Origin of the sequence: Maricaulis sp., from assembly GCF_034670125.1 — a bacterium.
Lineage (GTDB): Bacteria > Pseudomonadota > Alphaproteobacteria > Caulobacterales > Maricaulaceae > Maricaulis.
Map to the genome: position 1 here is coordinate 22,423 of NZ_JAXMOC010000003.1, position 15,342 is coordinate 37,764.

Annotated in this window: 16 protein-coding genes; 9 read left to right on the forward strand and 7 right to left on the reverse strand. The window is 64.4% G+C overall.

The features are described from left to right. The first annotated feature begins 6 nt into the window (after positions 1 to 6). Together VOI18_RS06260 and VOI18_RS06265 are read left to right on the forward strand one after the other, a co-directional pair. Positions 7 to 927: a lysophospholipid acyltransferase family protein gene (locus VOI18_RS06260; protein WP_323761538.1), complete on the forward strand. Its 921-nt coding sequence runs from the start codon at positions 7 to 9 to the stop codon at positions 925 to 927. Positions 928 to 977: 50 nt separating this feature from the next. After that, positions 978 to 1,376 carry a hypothetical protein gene (locus VOI18_RS06265; protein ID WP_323761539.1) on the forward strand — a complete coding sequence of 133 codons (399 nt, stop codon included), beginning with the start codon at positions 978 to 980 and terminating at the stop codon, positions 1,374 to 1,376. Between the two features lie 339 nt (positions 1,377 to 1,715). On the opposite strand, the gene VOI18_RS06270 is transcribed toward VOI18_RS06265, so the two are convergent. Genes VOI18_RS06270 through xseA form a run of 3 tightly spaced genes read right to left on the reverse strand, consistent with a single transcriptional unit; the run spans position 1,716 to position 4,374 of the window. Then, positions 1,716 to 2,642 carry a M23 family metallopeptidase gene (locus VOI18_RS06270; RefSeq protein WP_323761540.1) on the reverse strand — a complete coding sequence of 309 codons (927 nt, stop codon included), beginning with the start codon at positions 2,640 to 2,642 and terminating at the stop codon, positions 1,716 to 1,718. Further along, positions 2,639 to 2,869, reverse strand: coding sequence for a DUF2093 domain-containing protein (locus VOI18_RS06275; RefSeq protein WP_323761541.1), 231 nt, complete (start codon positions 2,867 to 2,869; stop codon positions 2,639 to 2,641). The genes VOI18_RS06270 and VOI18_RS06275 overlap by 4 nt, the downstream gene beginning before the upstream one ends. A gap of 47 nt (positions 2,870 to 2,916) precedes the next feature. Beyond that, positions 2,917 to 4,374 carry an exodeoxyribonuclease VII large subunit gene (xseA, locus tag VOI18_RS06280; RefSeq protein WP_323761542.1) on the reverse strand — a complete coding sequence of 486 codons (1,458 nt, stop codon included), beginning with the start codon at positions 4,372 to 4,374 and terminating at the stop codon, positions 2,917 to 2,919. Between the two features lie 117 nt (positions 4,375 to 4,491). On the opposite strand from xseA, the gene purD reads away from it, so the two are divergent. The 5 genes from purD to VOI18_RS06305 all read left to right on the forward strand — a co-directional run bounded on the left by purD (position 4,492) and on the right by VOI18_RS06305 (position 10,053). Further along, the gene (gene purD / locus VOI18_RS06285) at positions 4,492 to 5,769 is read left to right on the forward strand and encodes a phosphoribosylamine--glycine ligase (protein ID WP_323761543.1); all 1,278 of its coding nucleotides are present in this window, start codon (positions 4,492 to 4,494) and stop codon (positions 5,767 to 5,769) included. A gap of 83 nt (positions 5,770 to 5,852) precedes the next feature. Beyond that, the gene (locus VOI18_RS06290) at positions 5,853 to 7,151 is read left to right on the forward strand and encodes an amidohydrolase family protein (protein WP_323761544.1); all 1,299 of its coding nucleotides are present in this window, start codon (positions 5,853 to 5,855) and stop codon (positions 7,149 to 7,151) included. Further along, the gene (locus VOI18_RS06295) at positions 7,151 to 8,215 is read left to right on the forward strand and encodes a phosphotransferase (protein ID WP_323761545.1); all 1,065 of its coding nucleotides are present in this window, start codon (positions 7,151 to 7,153) and stop codon (positions 8,213 to 8,215) included. The genes VOI18_RS06290 and VOI18_RS06295 overlap by 1 nt, the downstream gene beginning before the upstream one ends. Positions 8,216 to 8,737: 522 nt before the next feature. Then, positions 8,738 to 9,481: a sulfite exporter TauE/SafE family protein gene (locus VOI18_RS06300; protein ID WP_323761546.1), complete on the forward strand. Its 744-nt coding sequence runs from the start codon at positions 8,738 to 8,740 to the stop codon at positions 9,479 to 9,481. After that, positions 9,478 to 10,053, forward strand: coding sequence for a GNAT family protein (locus VOI18_RS06305; RefSeq protein ID WP_323761547.1), 576 nt, complete (start codon positions 9,478 to 9,480; stop codon positions 10,051 to 10,053). The genes VOI18_RS06300 and VOI18_RS06305 overlap by 4 nt, the downstream gene beginning before the upstream one ends. Here VOI18_RS06305 and VOI18_RS06310 read toward each other — a convergent pair. The 3 genes from VOI18_RS06310 to tadA all read right to left on the reverse strand — a co-directional run bounded on the left by VOI18_RS06310 (position 10,050) and on the right by tadA (position 11,436). Beyond that, positions 10,050 to 10,514, reverse strand: coding sequence for a hypothetical protein (locus tag VOI18_RS06310; RefSeq protein ID WP_323761548.1), 465 nt, complete (start codon positions 10,512 to 10,514; stop codon positions 10,050 to 10,052). The two genes, VOI18_RS06305 and VOI18_RS06310, sit on opposite strands and share 4 nt — an antisense overlap. Positions 10,515 to 10,619: 105 nt before the next feature. After that, positions 10,620 to 10,952, reverse strand: coding sequence for a TfoX/Sxy family protein (locus tag VOI18_RS06315; RefSeq protein ID WP_323761549.1), 333 nt, complete (start codon positions 10,950 to 10,952; stop codon positions 10,620 to 10,622). Further along, complete coding sequence (gene tadA, locus VOI18_RS06320; RefSeq protein ID WP_416374867.1) at positions 10,942 to 11,436, reverse strand: tRNA adenosine(34) deaminase TadA; 495 nt, start codon at positions 11,434 to 11,436, stop codon at positions 10,942 to 10,944. Before tadA ends, VOI18_RS06315 begins: the two co-directional genes overlap by 11 nt. 38 nt (positions 11,437 to 11,474) lie before the next feature. On the opposite strand from tadA, the gene VOI18_RS06325 reads away from it, so the two are divergent. Together VOI18_RS06325 and rsmD are read left to right on the forward strand one after the other, a co-directional pair. Then, positions 11,475 to 12,578, forward strand: coding sequence for a pseudouridine synthase (locus VOI18_RS06325; protein WP_323761551.1), 1,104 nt, complete (start codon positions 11,475 to 11,477; stop codon positions 12,576 to 12,578). A 5-nt stretch (positions 12,579 to 12,583) separates the two neighbouring features. Next, positions 12,584 to 13,144, forward strand: a complete 561-nt coding sequence (rsmD, locus tag VOI18_RS06330) for a 16S rRNA (guanine(966)-N(2))-methyltransferase RsmD (RefSeq protein ID WP_323761552.1) — start codon at positions 12,584 to 12,586, stop codon at positions 13,142 to 13,144. A 289-nt stretch (positions 13,145 to 13,433) separates the two neighbouring features. Here rsmD and mutL read toward each other — a convergent pair whose 3' ends face one another. Further along, the gene (gene mutL / locus VOI18_RS06335) at positions 13,434 to 15,323 is read right to left on the reverse strand and encodes a DNA mismatch repair endonuclease MutL (protein WP_323761553.1); all 1,890 of its coding nucleotides are present in this window, start codon (positions 15,321 to 15,323) and stop codon (positions 13,434 to 13,436) included. Positions 15,324 to 15,342 lie beyond the last annotated feature (19 nt).

Consider the following 15,342-nt stretch of genomic DNA (forward strand, 5'->3'; position numbering starts at 1 on the left):
CGGTCCATGATAGAAGCCTCCCGTAATGCCTCAGCCCTGACCCGGATCGGCTGGCGATTTGAAGCCGCCGCCTGGGACGCCTATGCCGGCTGGTACAAGATCAAGGGCATCGACAAGGCGTCGGACGCCGCCGGCGCGCTGCTGCGCAAGCTGGGTCCGATGATGCCGGTCCACAAGGTCGCCCGCATCAACATGCAACGCTGCTTTCCCGAAGCCGCTCCCCCCGAGATCGAACGCCTGCTGGGCGGCATGTGGGAAAATTTCGGGCGCCTGGCCGGTGAGATGCCGCATCTGGGCGTGTTCTCCGGGCCGCAATTCAACGAGCGGGTCGAATTCATCGGCCGCGAGAAGTTCGAAGCCCTGCGCGATGCCGGCAAGCCGGCCGTGATCATCTCGATGCACCATTCCAACTGGGAGATCGGCGCCGCCGCGATCAGTCAGACCGGCCTGCCCTGCCACATCACCTATCGCCCGGCCAACAACCCGCTGATCGATCGCCGCATCACCGACATGCGGGTCGGCTATGGCGTCAAGACGCTGACCGCCAAGGGCGGCGACGGGGCCAAGGCCCTCATGCAGGCGCTGAAGGCCGGCGAGGCCGTGGCGCTGATGAACGACCAGAAGATGAATGACGGCATCGAAGCGCCCTTCTTCGGCCTGCCCTCGATGACAGCACCCGGCCCGACCCGCCTGGCCATGCGCCATGGCTGCCCGCTCTTGCCGCTGTCGATCCGGCGCATGGGCGGCGCCCGCTTCCGCGTCGAGGTCCATGACCCGATCGAGATCTCCACCAATCCCGACAAGACCGCCGCCATCGTCGAGACCGTGACGCGTATCAATGAGTGGGTGGAAAGCGAGATCCGTCAGGCGCCAGAGCAATGGTTCTGGGTCCATCGGCGCTGGGCGAAATCGGTGTATAAGGGCTAGGCGGAGCGGGACGAGCATGGGCGATCTGATGCGAACAATGGGAGTTTCAAATGAGTGTTCTCATCTTTGGACTGGCAATAGGCGCTCAGATTTTAAGCAGCAATGATGCGCCAAGCCCAGAAAGCTTCCTGAGACAAGCGGCATGCGCGGCAGCCGCGAGAATGGGTAACGAACCGCAAAGCAGCGACGCCCTGTTGGAGAGTGCGCTCCGAGAAGCTATAAAATTCTATGAAAATGAGTATAGACCTGAAGATTTAGCGTACCCGTTTGATAACTTTGATGTCGATGCCGCAGCCTCCTTTGTGGTGGCGGAAATTTTTGCTAACGGAACTGCGACCATACAGTACATGTCTGTTGATGAAGGGCTCGATAGGGATGGCGCTGCAACACTTGCATTGGAGCACTTCCAACAACTTGGCTGCTCTGAATTTTTGCCTGATTTTGAATAGGGCTGCGGTGCACTAGATCGGAACACACATCATTCTTAGGCGCTTAATATTAGCGACGCGCCCCTCCACGTCCGCGCCCCCGGCGCAAACCACCCCATAGACCGCTTGCCGAGATTCCGCCGTATCCGCTTCTTCAGGTCAAGGGCGCTGCAAGCGCCGCTTCGCGGTTTCACCCTTGAGCTGAAGAAGCGGATACGGCCTGCTGGCTGACAAGCGATTTATGGCTGATTGCGCGCGCGGCGCTCAGATCGCAACGAGTCCAACCGGAGGCCGGGCACATCGAATGGGTAATTCGGAACCTGCCCGCGACACCGGAAAAAGGAGCGCCAAGCCCCAAGCCTAGCGCAGCTCGCTCAGGTCCAGATCCAGCAGGCTTTGCGGGTCGACATAGAACTGGTTGCGCAGTTTCACGCGCCAGTCGAGATGCGAACCGGTGGCCCGGCCGCCGGCACCCATGGCGCCGATCAGCTGGCCCTGCTCGACAATATCGCCCTCCGACACCTCGACACCGGACAGGTGCAGGAAGGCCGAGACCAGGCCATGGCCATGATCGATGAAGATCAGGCCGCCTTCGTAATACATGTCCGGCTCGGCCAGGGTCACAAGACCGCCTGCAGGCGCGTAAATCGGCGTGCCGACCACATTGGCCCAGTCCAGACCCCAGTGCGGGCTGCCTTCATGGCCATTATTGTAAACGCGGGCGGACCCATAGACACCTGTGGTGATGCCTTCGGCGGGATGGATGAACCCGTCCAGGAAACCCTGCCCGTCCCAGACCGAGTTGAAAGCGGCCTGCTTTTGCGCGTATTCGCGCTGGCGCCGCGGCAGGGTGGACGGATCCGGCGTCACGGTCGCTTGGGGCACGCCGTCAACATGCTGGAGATTGTATTCGCGTTGGGTGATGGCGATCATTTCGTCGCGACCTGCCGAACTGTCTCCGCCATTCACAGACAGCACCAGTTCTCCCGGCGCCTGGCGGGGAATAGCCAACAGGACATATCCGTTTTCATCCGCGACAGCGGACACTTCGCCCAGCGTGACCCGGTCCGATGGCGCGAACCGGCAGACCTGAAAGCTGCCCTCGCGCCATTCGCCCGCACAGCGGAGGCTTGGCTCTGTCCGGACTATCGCCCGGGCCTCGCCCCGGCCGCCCGGCTCCCGCGCGTCGGGCGAAGCCTGGGCGATCAGATCGGCGATCGGGTCGGCGGCATCATCGATCATTGCCGTCGTGGATTGCAGGGCAAGGGCGACGGCGAGACTGATCATTTGCCCGGCTCCGTATTCAACTCGATCCAGCGTTGCTTGGCCGCCAGAACATCCTTGTAGGCTTCCTGCTCATCAACATTCCAATAGCGCAGCTGGTCGAGCTGGATCGGGTCATTGGTGACAGCGCAGCGCACAAAGGCCCCCGCCTTCAGGATGATGAAGTCGCTATCGCCATATTCAAGAATGGCTTCGCCCTGGAAGTCTGTGTCGAAACTGAAATCACTCATGGGTGTTCTCTAGCAGTGTTTGCCAGCCAGCGGGAGGGCCGCGTGTGTCAGAAAAGCCGTCCCTGGCCGGCGGCCTCGGGCTTGCTTCGGGGCTTGGGTCTGGGCTTGGTTTTTTTGGGCGGCTCCGGTGTCTCCGGCGCCCGCTTGCGCGATCCACGGTCGCCCTCGATGCGGGCCGCGCGTTCGCCATCGGCGAAGACCAGGTCGATGCCGGCCCCCTCCATCAGCGAGCCACCGGACCGCACCAGCTTTCCGGCCCGGTCGCGGACCAGAACGAAACCTCGTTTGAGGACGGACTGGTGCGACAGCGATTCAAGCCGGGCGGCCCAATTGTCCAGATCACGCTGACGGTCGCCGCGCAGGCGCGCAGCGGCGGGACCCAGCCGCTGCGCGCGCTCGTCCAGCAGGGTCCGTTTCTGGCGCAGGTCTCGCGACAGGGCCGCCGGTTTCAGCCCGGCGGCGAGCACGAGCAGACGGTTGCGCTTTTCGGCGGCGTGATTGAGCAAAGCCGGGTCGAGCTTGTCCGCGATCATGTCAAAGCGTTGCCGCTTGAGCTCCATCAGCGCAGCGGGTCGCGGCAAGGCACGGGCCGCCGAGCGCAGCTCTGTCCGGCGCCGTTCGATATGGCGTGACAGGCCTGCCACCAGGCGGCCGCCCAACTGGTCCAGCGAGGCTTTCAGCTCGGCGCGTACCGGCACCGCCATTTCCGCCGCACCGGTCGGGGTCGGCGCGCGGCGGTCCGATGCGAAATCGATCAGCGTGGTGTCGGTCTCGTGACCGACCGCCGAGATCAAGGGTATCTGGCTGTCGGCGGCGGCGCGTACCACAACCTCTTCGTTGAAGGCCCAAAGGTCTTCGATCGATCCGCCGCCGCGGGCGACGATCAGCACATCCGGTCGCGGCACCGGGCCGCCGGATGGCAGGGCATTGAAACCGTGAATCGCTTCAGCGATCTGGGCGGCCGCGCTGTCGCCCTGCACCAGCACCGGCCACAACAGGACGTGACAGGGAAAGCGGTCCTGCAGTCGATGCAGGATGTCGCGGATGACGGCGCCCGTCGGCGAGGTCACGACGCCGATGGTGCGGGGCAGGAAGGGCAGTGCCTGCTTGCGACTGGTCTCGAACAGGCCCTCGGCGGCGAGCGTGCGCTTGCGCTCTTCCAGCAGCGCCATCAGCGCACCGGCACCGGCCGGCTCCATGCTCTCAACGATCAGCTGGTATTGCGAGCGACCGGGATAGGTCGACAGACGGCCCTCGATGACCACTTCAAGCCCTTCTTCAGGGCGGAAGCGGAAGCGCTGAGCGGTCCCTTTCCACGCGATCGAGGCGATGACCGCCTTGTCGTCCTTGATATCGAAATAGACATGGCCCGACTTGGCCACCACCACCCGCCCCAGCTCACCGCGCAGGCGGACATGGCCGAAAGCGTCCTCGACCGTGCGCTTGAGCGAGCCGGCAAGCTCGGAAACGGTGAATTCGTGGATGTTTCCTGCGGGTGTGTTCATGGCAACTCTGGTAAAATGGTTTCAGCGCCTCCGCAACGGCCCGACGGACTCGCGATTGGCCGGCGATTGCGCTAGGCAGGGCCGTAACACGGCGCAATTGGATGCATTGAGGATCACATGAAGGTTCTGGTTGTCGGATCGGGCGGTCGCGAACACGCGCTGGTGTGGAAAATCGCCCAAAGCCCGTTGGTCTCAAGCATTCTCGCGGCGCCCGGCAGCGTGGCGATCAGCGAGCTGGCGACCTGCCACCACATCCCCGTCTCCGATCTGGACGGTCTGGTCGATCTCGCCCGCACCGAGGCTGTCGACCTCGTTGTCGTCGGTCCGGAAGTACCGCTGTGTGACGGACTGGCCGATCGCTTGCGGCAAGCCGGAATCGCCACATTCGGACCGTCCAGGCTGGCCGCCCGACTGGAGGCTTCCAAGGCTTTTGCCAAAGATTTCTATGCCCGCCACAATGTGCCGTCGGCGCGCTATGGCACTTTTTCGAATGCCGGCGAAGCGAAAGCCTTCCTCGACCAGTTCCAGCCACCCTATGTGCTCAAGGCCGACGGGCTTGCAGCCGGCAAGGGCGTGGTCATCGTCTCCGACCGCGCCGATGCCGAAGCCGAAATCGACGCCTTCCTGTCCGGCAAGTTTGGCGACGCCTCCCGCACCCTGGTGATCGAGGAATTCATGGCCGGCGAGGAAGTCTCGATCTTCGCCCTGTGTGATGGCAAGGACGTGCTCTATTGCGGCGCGGCGCAGGACCACAAACGTGTCGGCGAAGGCGATACCGGCCCCAATACCGGCGGCATGGGTGCCTATTCACCGGCCCCGATCGCCAAGCCCGAACTGATCGAAACCGCGATGAAGACCATCATCGAGCCGGTCGCCCGCGGTCTCGCCGCCGAGGGCTCGCCTTTCCAGGGCGTCCTGTTCGCCGGGCTGATGGTGGACGCCGACGGGCCCCGGGTCGTCGAGTTCAATATCCGCTTCGGAGACCCCGAGTGCCAGGTCCTGATGATGCGGATCGAAGACGACTTCCTGCCCTACCTGCAAGCCACCGCGGCCGGAAAACTGGCGGAGATGCCAGCGCTGAGCTGGACCTCCGAGCCGGCGATCACGGTTGTCATGGCGGCCAACGGCTATCCTGACAGCTATGAGAAGGGCAGCCTCATCGACGGGATCGACGCCGCCAACAGGATGGAAGGTGTCGTGGTCTTCGAGGCCGGCACGGGTCGCGATGATCAGGGGCGGCCCACCGCCACGGGCGGGCGCGTGCTCAATGTCACCGCCAATGGCGAGACGCTGCACTACGCCGTCGACCGTGCCTATGCCGCCGTCGACGAGATCGACTGGCCGGGTGGTTTTTGCCGTCGTGACATCGCCTGGCGAGCCCTCAAGACGCACTAGCCCGAACCGCGCGCTTCGTTTGACATCCCGGCACCGGTCGTCATCTTCTTGCGCAAACACATGTTTGCGGGGAGGCAGACAAGATGCTGAAATCAGCCATGAGCGCGATCGCCCTGATCGCCACCACCACCTTTGGTCCCGCCGCGCTGGCCCAGAACAGTGACGATGCCCTGACCGTCATCCATGCCGGCTGGCTGCTCGCCATTCCCGGCGAAGCGCCGCTGACCGAACAGTCCATCCTGATCCGCGGCGAGCGGATTGAGGGCATCGAAGCCGGCTATGTGACGCCTGATGGTGCCGAGATCATTGACCTGTCCGATGACTATGTGATGCCCGGCTTCATTGACAGCCATGTCCACCTGCAATCGGAACTCGGCCCGGGCCGGCGCTTCAACACCTTCACCATGACGGCCTCCGACCTCGCCTTTGATGGCGCCGTCAATGCCGGCACCACGCTGCGGGCCGGCTTTACAACGGTCCAGGATGTCGGCGGCAACTTTGAAGCCTCGCTGGCTCTGCGCGATGCCATCAATGATGGCGATGTCGCCGGTCCGCGGATGCGGGTCGCCGGGTCGTCCGTCACGCCGACGGGCGGGCATGGCGACATCAATGGCTTCTCGCTGGACGTGCTGCACATGTTCGCCAGCGAAACCGCCTGCAATGGTGAAGCCCAATGCCGCGAAGCCGTGCGCACCCTGATCCGCGGCGGTGCCGATGTCATCAAGATCACCGCCACCGGCGGCGTCCTGTCCGACACCGCCGCCGGTGTCGAACAGCAATTCTTCGATGATGAGCTTTCCGCCATTGTCGAAGCGGCTCACATGATGGGTCGCCGCGTCACCGCGCATGCGCACGGCGTGACCGGTATCAACTCCTTCCTCGAAGCCGGTGGCGACTCGATCGAGCACGGGACCTATCTCGACCGCGAGAGCATCCGCCTGATGCGCCGCAATGGCGCCTATCTGGTCCCGACCGTGCTGGCCGGCGTTACGGTCGCCGAAATGGCCGAGACAGTCGATTTCATGACCGACAACCAGCGCGCCAAGTCGCGCGAGGTCGGGCCGGTCATGCTGGAAATGGCCCGACGCGCCCATGAGGGCGGGGTCACCATTGCTTTTGGCACCGATAGCGGCGTCTCGCGCCACGGCCTCAACGCCCGCGAGTTCGAACTACTGGTCGAGGCCGGCCTGACACCGATGGAAGCCATCGTCACGGCGACCATCAACGCTTCGCGCCATCTTCAGATGGAGGATGAAATCGGCACGATCCAGGCCGGTCGCTTTGCCGACATCATCGCCGTCGACGGCAACCCTCTGGACAATATTTCCGAGCTCCGCGAGATGGGCTTCGTGATGAAGGGCGGCGAGGTTTATCGGGACTGATGAGCGAGATCGACGACAGCTTTTCCGGCACCAAGCCGGTTGTGGACGCGCTGGCCTTTGACGAGGCCGTGCTGGCCGAGTGGATGCAGAGCCATGTTGCAGGCTTTGACGGACCGCTCACGGTTGAGCAGTTCAAGGGCGGACAGTCCAACCCGACCTACAAGCTGGGAACGCCCGGCAAGGCCTATGTCCTGCGCCGCAAGCCGCCAGGCAAGCTGCTGCCTTCCGCGCATGCCGTGGATCGCGAGTTCCGGGTCATGAAAGCGCTGGGCGGAGCCGGGTTTCCGGCGCCCGTGATGCACGGGCTGTGCATGGACCGCGACGTCATCGGGACGGAATTCTACATCATGGATTTCATCGAGGGCCGCATTTTCTGGGATCCGCTCCTGCCCGATCTCGACAAGTCCGAACGCGGCGCCATCTACGACGCCTCCAATGCCACGCTGGCGCATCTGCACGGCATCGATGTCGAGGCCGCCGGGCTGTCGGACTACGGCAAGCCGGGCAATTATTTCGAGCGCCAGATCGGCCGCTGGACCAAGCAATACCGCGCCGCCGAAACCACCACGGTGCCGGCCATGAACCGGTTGATCGACTGGCTGCCAACCGCTGCGCCGGACCAGGAACGCACCAGCGTCGTGCATGGTGATTACCGGCTCGACAACATGGTCTTCCATCCGACCGAGCCGCGCGTCATCGCGGTGCTCGACTGGGAGCTTTCGACGCTGGGCGACCCGCTGGCCGATTTCACCTATCAGCTGATGGGCTGGGTCATGCCGCCGGAAATCCGCAACGGGCTTCTGGGCGTCGACATTGAGTCCCTGGGCATTCCCGACATCGAGACCTACACCCAAGCCTATTGCGAACGGACCAACCGGTCCGGCATTCCGGCGCTGGATTTCTATTTCGCCTACAATATCTTCCGCCTGACCTCGATCATCCAGGGCGTCTATGCCCGTTCATTGCAGGGCAATGCCTCAAACTCACGCGCCGCCGAAATGGGCGCCGCAGTCGAGCCGATGGCCGAAGCCGCCTGGGGGTTCGCGAAACAGGCGGGGGCGTGAAGGCCAGCGGCGACATGATCAGTTGGCGCAAGGCCAACACTGACCTAGTCAGTCTTGCGCCGCTTCGCCTCTTCGGCGAACACCGCGAGCGCGACAACCGTCACCATCAACCCGGTGAAAACCATCAACGGCCAGAGCGTCACCTGGATATCCCCAATCATGTCTCGGCCTCCATTTGTCCAAGATAGAATGCGCAGACCCAGCTTACCACAATCAGCGCCGACCCCATTGCGAGAAAACCTGGCCGGACAACACCGCTCTCAGCGAATAGGGACAGACCAAGCGCGCCCAACCCGACCGCCCGGCTGGATTGCTCCCAGCTTCGCCACAAGGCGACATTTGCTGTCAGACCCACAGGGCGCCAGCGAGCAATGCCCTTGAGGAGCCTCAGGGCCCGCACGGCCTGACCTCGGAACCAATCCAGCATGACCACACACTACACGTTCCGGTTATGTTCTGCAACATACACAACCGACTGCGCCGTGCACTCGCCCCGGACGCGACCGGCGATATAGTCCGCGCATGATCGCCGCCTTCATCCTCATTGCGACCTTTGTCACCGCCTTCATTTCCGGCGTGTTCGGGATGGCAGGCGGGTTGATCCTGATGGGGGCGCTGGCGCTGGTCCTGCCGGTTGCGTCAGCAATGGTGGTTCACGGCGTGATCCAGAGCGTATCGAATGGCTGGCGCGCCGTCCTGCACCTGAAATGGATCGACTGGCGCATTCTGGCCATCTATCTGGCCGGATCGGCGGCCGCGGCGGGTCTGTTGGCGTTTGCCAGTTTCGAACTGTCCAAAGCCTGGCTGTTCGTGATCCTGGGGCTCGTTCCCGCGGTCATCTGGCTACCAAAACACATCCTCCATCTCGACGCCGCAAGACCTCACCACGCCGTCGCCTGCGGCTTTGTTGTCACCGGGCTCAATGTGGTCGCCGGGGTTTCCGGTCCACTGCTGGACGTCTTCTTCGCCGATACCCGCCAGGACCGGCGCGTCATCGTGGCGACCAAGGCCGCAACCCAGGTGATCAGTCATGGCGTCAAAATCGCCTATTACATCCTGCCCGCGCTGGGAGCGGCCGGTTTGCCGTCTGTGCAATGGCTGCTGGTCGCCGCACCATTGGCGATCCTCGGCACCACGGCCGGGGCACGTTTCCTGGCCCTGATGAGCGATGTCCAGTTCCGCCAGTGGACAAAGTGGATCGTGTCGGTGATCGGGGCGATCTATGTCATTCGCGGCATCATGCTTCTGATTGGATCTGCTTCATGATCATCTCGCCTGCCATTCGTGAGAATGCGGTTGTTCGGCTGGAACCCCTCGTCGAAGCCCATCGCGAGGAGCTCCGCCCGATCGCGGCCGAACCCGGCCTGTGGACACTCACTTCCCAGCGCGGCGATGGCGAGCATTTCGACGCCTGGTTCAACCTGATGCTGGCCAATACCAATGCCGGCAGCCAGATCAGCCATCTGGTCCGCCGCCAGCACGATGGAGCGGCGGTCGGTCATTCAGCCTGGCTGACCATTACACCCGAACACAAGCGTCTCGAGATCGGCTGGACCTGGTATGGCAGCGAGGCCCGCGGCACGGCGATCAATCCGGCGGCCAAACACCTCCTGCTGGGCGGCGCTTTCGACGCCGGAGCCGAGCGGGTCGAGCTGAAGACCCACCATCTCAACCTGCGCTCCCAAGCGGCCATGACCAAGATGGGAGCCACGCGCGAAGGCACCCTGCGCCGACATCTCCTGTGCTGGACAGGTGAGTGGCGCGACACGGTATTCTTCTCGGTCTTGAAGGATGAGTGGCCCGACGTGAAGGCCGGGCTGGAAGCGCGCTTCGCCTAACCGGCGACGCAGATATCGGTCAGGCCGGCGACATGCCCGCCCCGTATTTCAATCTCGACCTGCCCGGCGAAAGCGGCTTCGGTCGCGTAGACGCGCAAATCAGCCGGAGACCCGGCCGTCAGCACCGAACGGGCCCGGCGCTCCGGCGCCAGTGAAGCGCGGATGAAAATTGCGCCATGGGCCGGCCCGGCTTGCAGGCCGGGGCGAACGATCGCACCCGGACGCCCCAGCTCGATCACCAGCTGGCCAGTCTCCAACTCGATATGCGACGCGATCGCAGAAATCCGGCCCTGCTCAATCAGGATGTCCTGGTCCTCCCATTCGCCCGACGCATCAATGATCGTAACGTCACGCAAAAGGATCGGCGCATCTTGGCAAACCGCCGAATCAGCCCGGGCGGCGGCGGCAGAGACACACGCCAGTCCGACGATCAGAGAGATATTGATCAGTGCTCGACGCATGAGGCGCTCCGCTTGGGTGCCCCCCTCTTGGTCTACCCGCCGATTCGGTTCAAGCGAAGGTTTTGTGACGGATTGGCGTTAACGTGAATTTCCGAAATATGGCAGTCACTTGACCGGTAATGTCCCGACGAAATCGGCCGTCATTTTCGCCCAGCGCGCAAGCGCCGCATCATCGAGGTCAGCCGGCCCGTCCACCGTCACCCAGCCCTTCATCACCCGGCCCGTCAAATCCATTTCCCGGGCACCGGGCTTGGTCAGCGCAGCTTCATACTGGCTGGGCCCGACCCGGACATGCAATTCATCGCGCGAGGTCCCGTAACTCATGTTTCCGCCAATCATGAGCGCGATGCCGCCGAACATGCGGCGACGGGCAGGCTTATGTCCCAACGCAACCAGGGCCGCTTCCATCCGGTCGACCAGATCCGGGTCAAAGGCCATTCGCATTCGCCCCTGGTTTCGCTTTGCGCCGCGCCCGGAAAAACTCCTTCAGCAGGACCGCCCCCTCGTCAGCGAGGACACCGGACACCACGTCAGGTCGCCAGTGGCAGGTCGGCTGCTCGAAAAAACGTGTCCCTGAGACCACGGCGCCGCCCTTCTCGTCGCTGGCACCAAACACCAGCCGACCAATCCGGGCGTGGCTGATGGCACCGGCGCACATCGCACACGGCTCCAGCGTGACATACAATTCCAGACCGGTGAGCCGGTAATTGCCAAGCGCTCGCGCCGCCTCGCGCAGGGCCAGGATCTCGGCATGGGCGGTCGGATCATGGCCGGCGATGGGGCGGTTATGGGCCTGCGCGACAATGCGGTCCGTGGCCGGATCAACGATCACCGCGCCGATCGGCGCCTCGCCAGCCTCAGCTGCGGCTTGCGCCAGGCGTAGCGCCGCCTGCATAAAACGTGTATCGCGCGGGTTCGTCATACTGCGCGCGATAGAGCGCCGCATCGAAAGGGTCAAGCGTGACCGGAACTGCCGACACCTCAGAACGTATTGCCAAATTCCTCGCCCGCGCCGGTGTGGCCTCACGCCGCGAGGTCGAACGGATGATCGAGGGAGGACGGGTGAAGGTCGATGGCAAGACGCTCGACACCCCGGCCTTCAAGGTCACCGGCAGCGAGCATATCGAGGTCGACGGCAAGCGCATCGAGCCACCGGCAGCGACCAAGTTGTGGCGCTACCACAAACCGGACGGGCTGGTCACAACCCATGCCGACCCGGAAGGCCGCGAAACCGTGTTCGACGCCATCCCCAAGGATATCGGCCGGGTGATCTCGATCGGCCGCCTCGACCTGACTTCAGAAGGCCTGCTGCTGCTGACCAATGATGGCGCCCTCGCCCGCGCCCTGGAACTGCCCTCGACCGGCTGGACACGTCGCTATCGGGCTCGCGCCTTCGGCTCGATCTCCGAGTCGGCGCTTAAAATCCTGCGCGCGGGTGTCACCGTTGAGGGCATCAAATACGGCCCGATGGAAGTCGAGGTCGAACGCGAGACCGGTTCCAATATCTGGCTCGAGGTCGGCATTCGCGAAGGCAAGAACCGCGAGGTCCGCAAGGCGCTCGACGCGGTCGGCCTGCGCGTCAACCGGCTGATCCGCATCGCTTATGGCCCCTTCCAGCTGGGACAGTTGGAGAAGGGTGAGATCAAGTCGGTCCCGTCACGCGTTTTGCACGACCAGTGCGGCCATCTGATCGACATGGGCGAAACGCCAACCGGTCAGGCCGTCGCCAAGCCGCGCCCGGCCAATCGCGCCGCCCGCAAGCCGGGCCAGAAGCCGGGTGGCAAGCCGGGCCAGCGCGCCATGGGCGGACCGGGTCAGCCCGGCCTGCCCAAGCGCGAGGTTGATGACAGCCTGCTCGAGGACGCCCGCAAGGGACGCCCGCTCGACGCCAAATCCAACCGGGCCCGCCGCGGCAAGGACGGCAAGCCGACCGCCAAACCAGCCTCCGGGCGTGCGGCGCCGCGCGCCACGTCCTCGCGCCCTGACACGCCCCGCACCGGCGGCCCGCGCAATCCGGGTGGACCTCGCTCGGGCGGGCCGCGCAAGCCCGGCGGCCGGAGCTAGTCGCCATGCGCATTGTCGGCGGCAAATTTCGCAATCGCGCCCTTGTGGCCCCCAAGGGCAAGTCCACCCGGCCGACCTCGGACCGGGCCCGGGAAAACATGTTCAATGTGATCGAGCATGCCGACTGGTGCCCGGCCATCGACGGCGCCCGCGTCGCCGACATCTATGCCGGCTCCGGAGCACTGGGCCTTGAAGCCATCTCGCGCGGCGCCGCCTTCTGCCTCTTCATCGAGTTCGCGGCCGAGGCGCGCGGCGCCATTCGCGACAATGTCGACACGCTGCAACTCTTCGGCATCACCCGCATCCACCGCCGCGACGCCACGGCACTGGGCGAAAAACCGTCCAATCTCGGCGCCCCCTTCACCCTCGTCTTCCTCGACCCACCCTACGGTTTCGGCCTCGGTCCCAAGACGCTGACCAAGCTGCTTGAAGGCGGCTGGGTCAGCGACGACGCGGTCGCCGTGCTGGAAGTCGGCGCCGAGGAAGACCCGGAAACACCTGGCTGGACCTGCCAGGTGGAGAAAGTCTATGGCGCTGCCAAAGTGCAGTTTTTGACGCGGGGATAGCGCCCCCCCTCCAAATTTTGTCATCCCGGACGGAGACCTGCGAAAGCAGGTTGTAGATCCGGGACCCATAAGCCCGGCGCTCACGCGAATGGGTCCCCGCTCTGCGTCCCGCTTGCGCGGGACATCCGGCGGGGATGACAAAGGAAGTGCGTGGTCCTGTTGAGGGCTGATTTCCCTCTCCCTTGGGAGAGGGTCAGGGTGAGGGGGAAATCCCGGTGACCGCCGAACTGATCCCCCTCATCCGCGCTTCGCGCACCTTCTCCCAGGGGAGAAGGAAAGTGGCACGGGTCTACCGCCGCCCGAACAAGCGCTCGATATCGCTCAGCTTGAGCTCCACATAGGTCGGGCGACCGTGATTGCATTGGCCGGAATGGGGCGTGGCTTCCATCTCGCGCAGGAGCGCGTTCATCTCTTCACTGGTGAGGCGACGGCCGGAACGGACGGAGCCGTGGCAGGCCATGGTGCCGACCACGTCTTCCAGTTTTTCCTTCAGGGAGAGCGCCTGGTCATATTCGGCGAGGTCATCGGCGAGGTCGCGGATCAGGCCCTGGATGTTGAGTTTTTTCAGCAAGGACGGCGTTTCGCGGACAGCAATGGCGCCCTGGCCGAAGGCTTCGATGACCAGACCGAGTTCTTCCAGCTCTTCCGAGCGGTCGAGCAGGCGGCGGGCTTCGGCTTCGTCGAGATTGACGATTTCCGGCACCAACAAGCGTTGCCGCTGGACGCCGGTCTCGGCGATCATCTTTTTCATGCGTTCATAGACGAGGCGCTCATGGGCGGCGTGCTGGTCGACGATGACGATGCCGTCACCGGTCTGGGCGACGACATAGGTCTCGTGCAGCTGCGCGCGGGCGACGCCCAGCGGCCAGTCAGGTGGCGGGGCGGAGGGCTGTTGGGCCGGGTCGAAACCGTCCGCCGCGCCCTCACCCATTCCCGCGCCATAACCCGCCTGGTCCGGCTCGACACGAGCCGACATGCCCGGATCGAAGACCTGATCCTGATAGGGCTCGGACGGCGGGCGCGGCGCCCCCCAGCCGGCGAGGCTGTTGGTGTGGGACTGATAGCCACCCGGTGGTGGCTGCGGTGGCTGATAGCCTTCCGGGCGAACCCGTCCCAGCGCAAAGCCGGCCACGGTGGTCGAAGCGCGGTGACCGGCTCCGGCCAGGGCATGGCGCAGCGAGCCGACGATCAGACCCCGCACCAGGGCGGCATCGCGAAAGCGAACCTCGGCCTTGGCGGGATGGACATTGACGTCGACTTCGTGGGTCGGCAGCTCGACATTGAGCGCCACGACCGGGTGGCGGTCTCGGGCGAGAAAATCCTGATAGGCCCCGCGAACGGCCCCGCCCAGCAGCTTGTCACGGACCGGCCGGCCATTGACGAACAGGTATTGGTGCATGGCATTGCCGCGCGAGTAAGTGGGCAGGCTGGCGAAACCGAAAATCCGTACCCCCTCGCGGGTCTGGTCGACCTCCAGCGCGTTCTCGCCAAAATCAGCGCCGAGGATGGCCGACATGCGGGCCATGCGTGCGTCCGCGCCCTCGCCGCGCTCGGCGGCAACGGACAGGCGCTTGCGACCGTCCTGGGTGAGGAAGAAGCCAACATCGGGCCGCGACAGGGCCATGCGCTTGACCACGTCGGTAATGCCGAGATTTTCCGAGCGCTCGGATTTGAGGAATTTCAGGCGGGCCGGGGTGGCGTAGAACAGGTCGCGCACTTCGATCCGCGTCCCGCCGCGGCCCAGCGGCGCGGCCGGCGCGATGCCATTGGTCTTGCCGCCTTCGACGAGGATCGCCCAGGCATCGCCTTCGCCCTTGGCCTGGGTGGTGATGGAGAGCCGCGCGATCGAGCCGATCGACGGCAGCGCCTCGCCGCGAAAGCCCATGGTGGAAATGTTGAGCAGATCGTCGGCGCCGTTCTCACCGACCGGGAGTTTCGACGTGGCGTGGCGCTCGATGCACAGTTCGAGCTCTTCCGGGTTCATGCCCTTGCCGTCATCCTCGATCAGCAGGCGGACCAGTCCGCCACCCTCGGCGGCAATGTCGATCCGGCGGGCGCCGGCATCCAGCGCGTTTTCGGCCAGTTCCTTGACGACAGAAGCCGGCCGCTCGACGACTTCGCCGGCAGCAATACGGTTCACCGTCTCCGGTGGCAGGCGTCGGATGATGGGTTGGGTCATGGCCAAAGACATGAGGCCA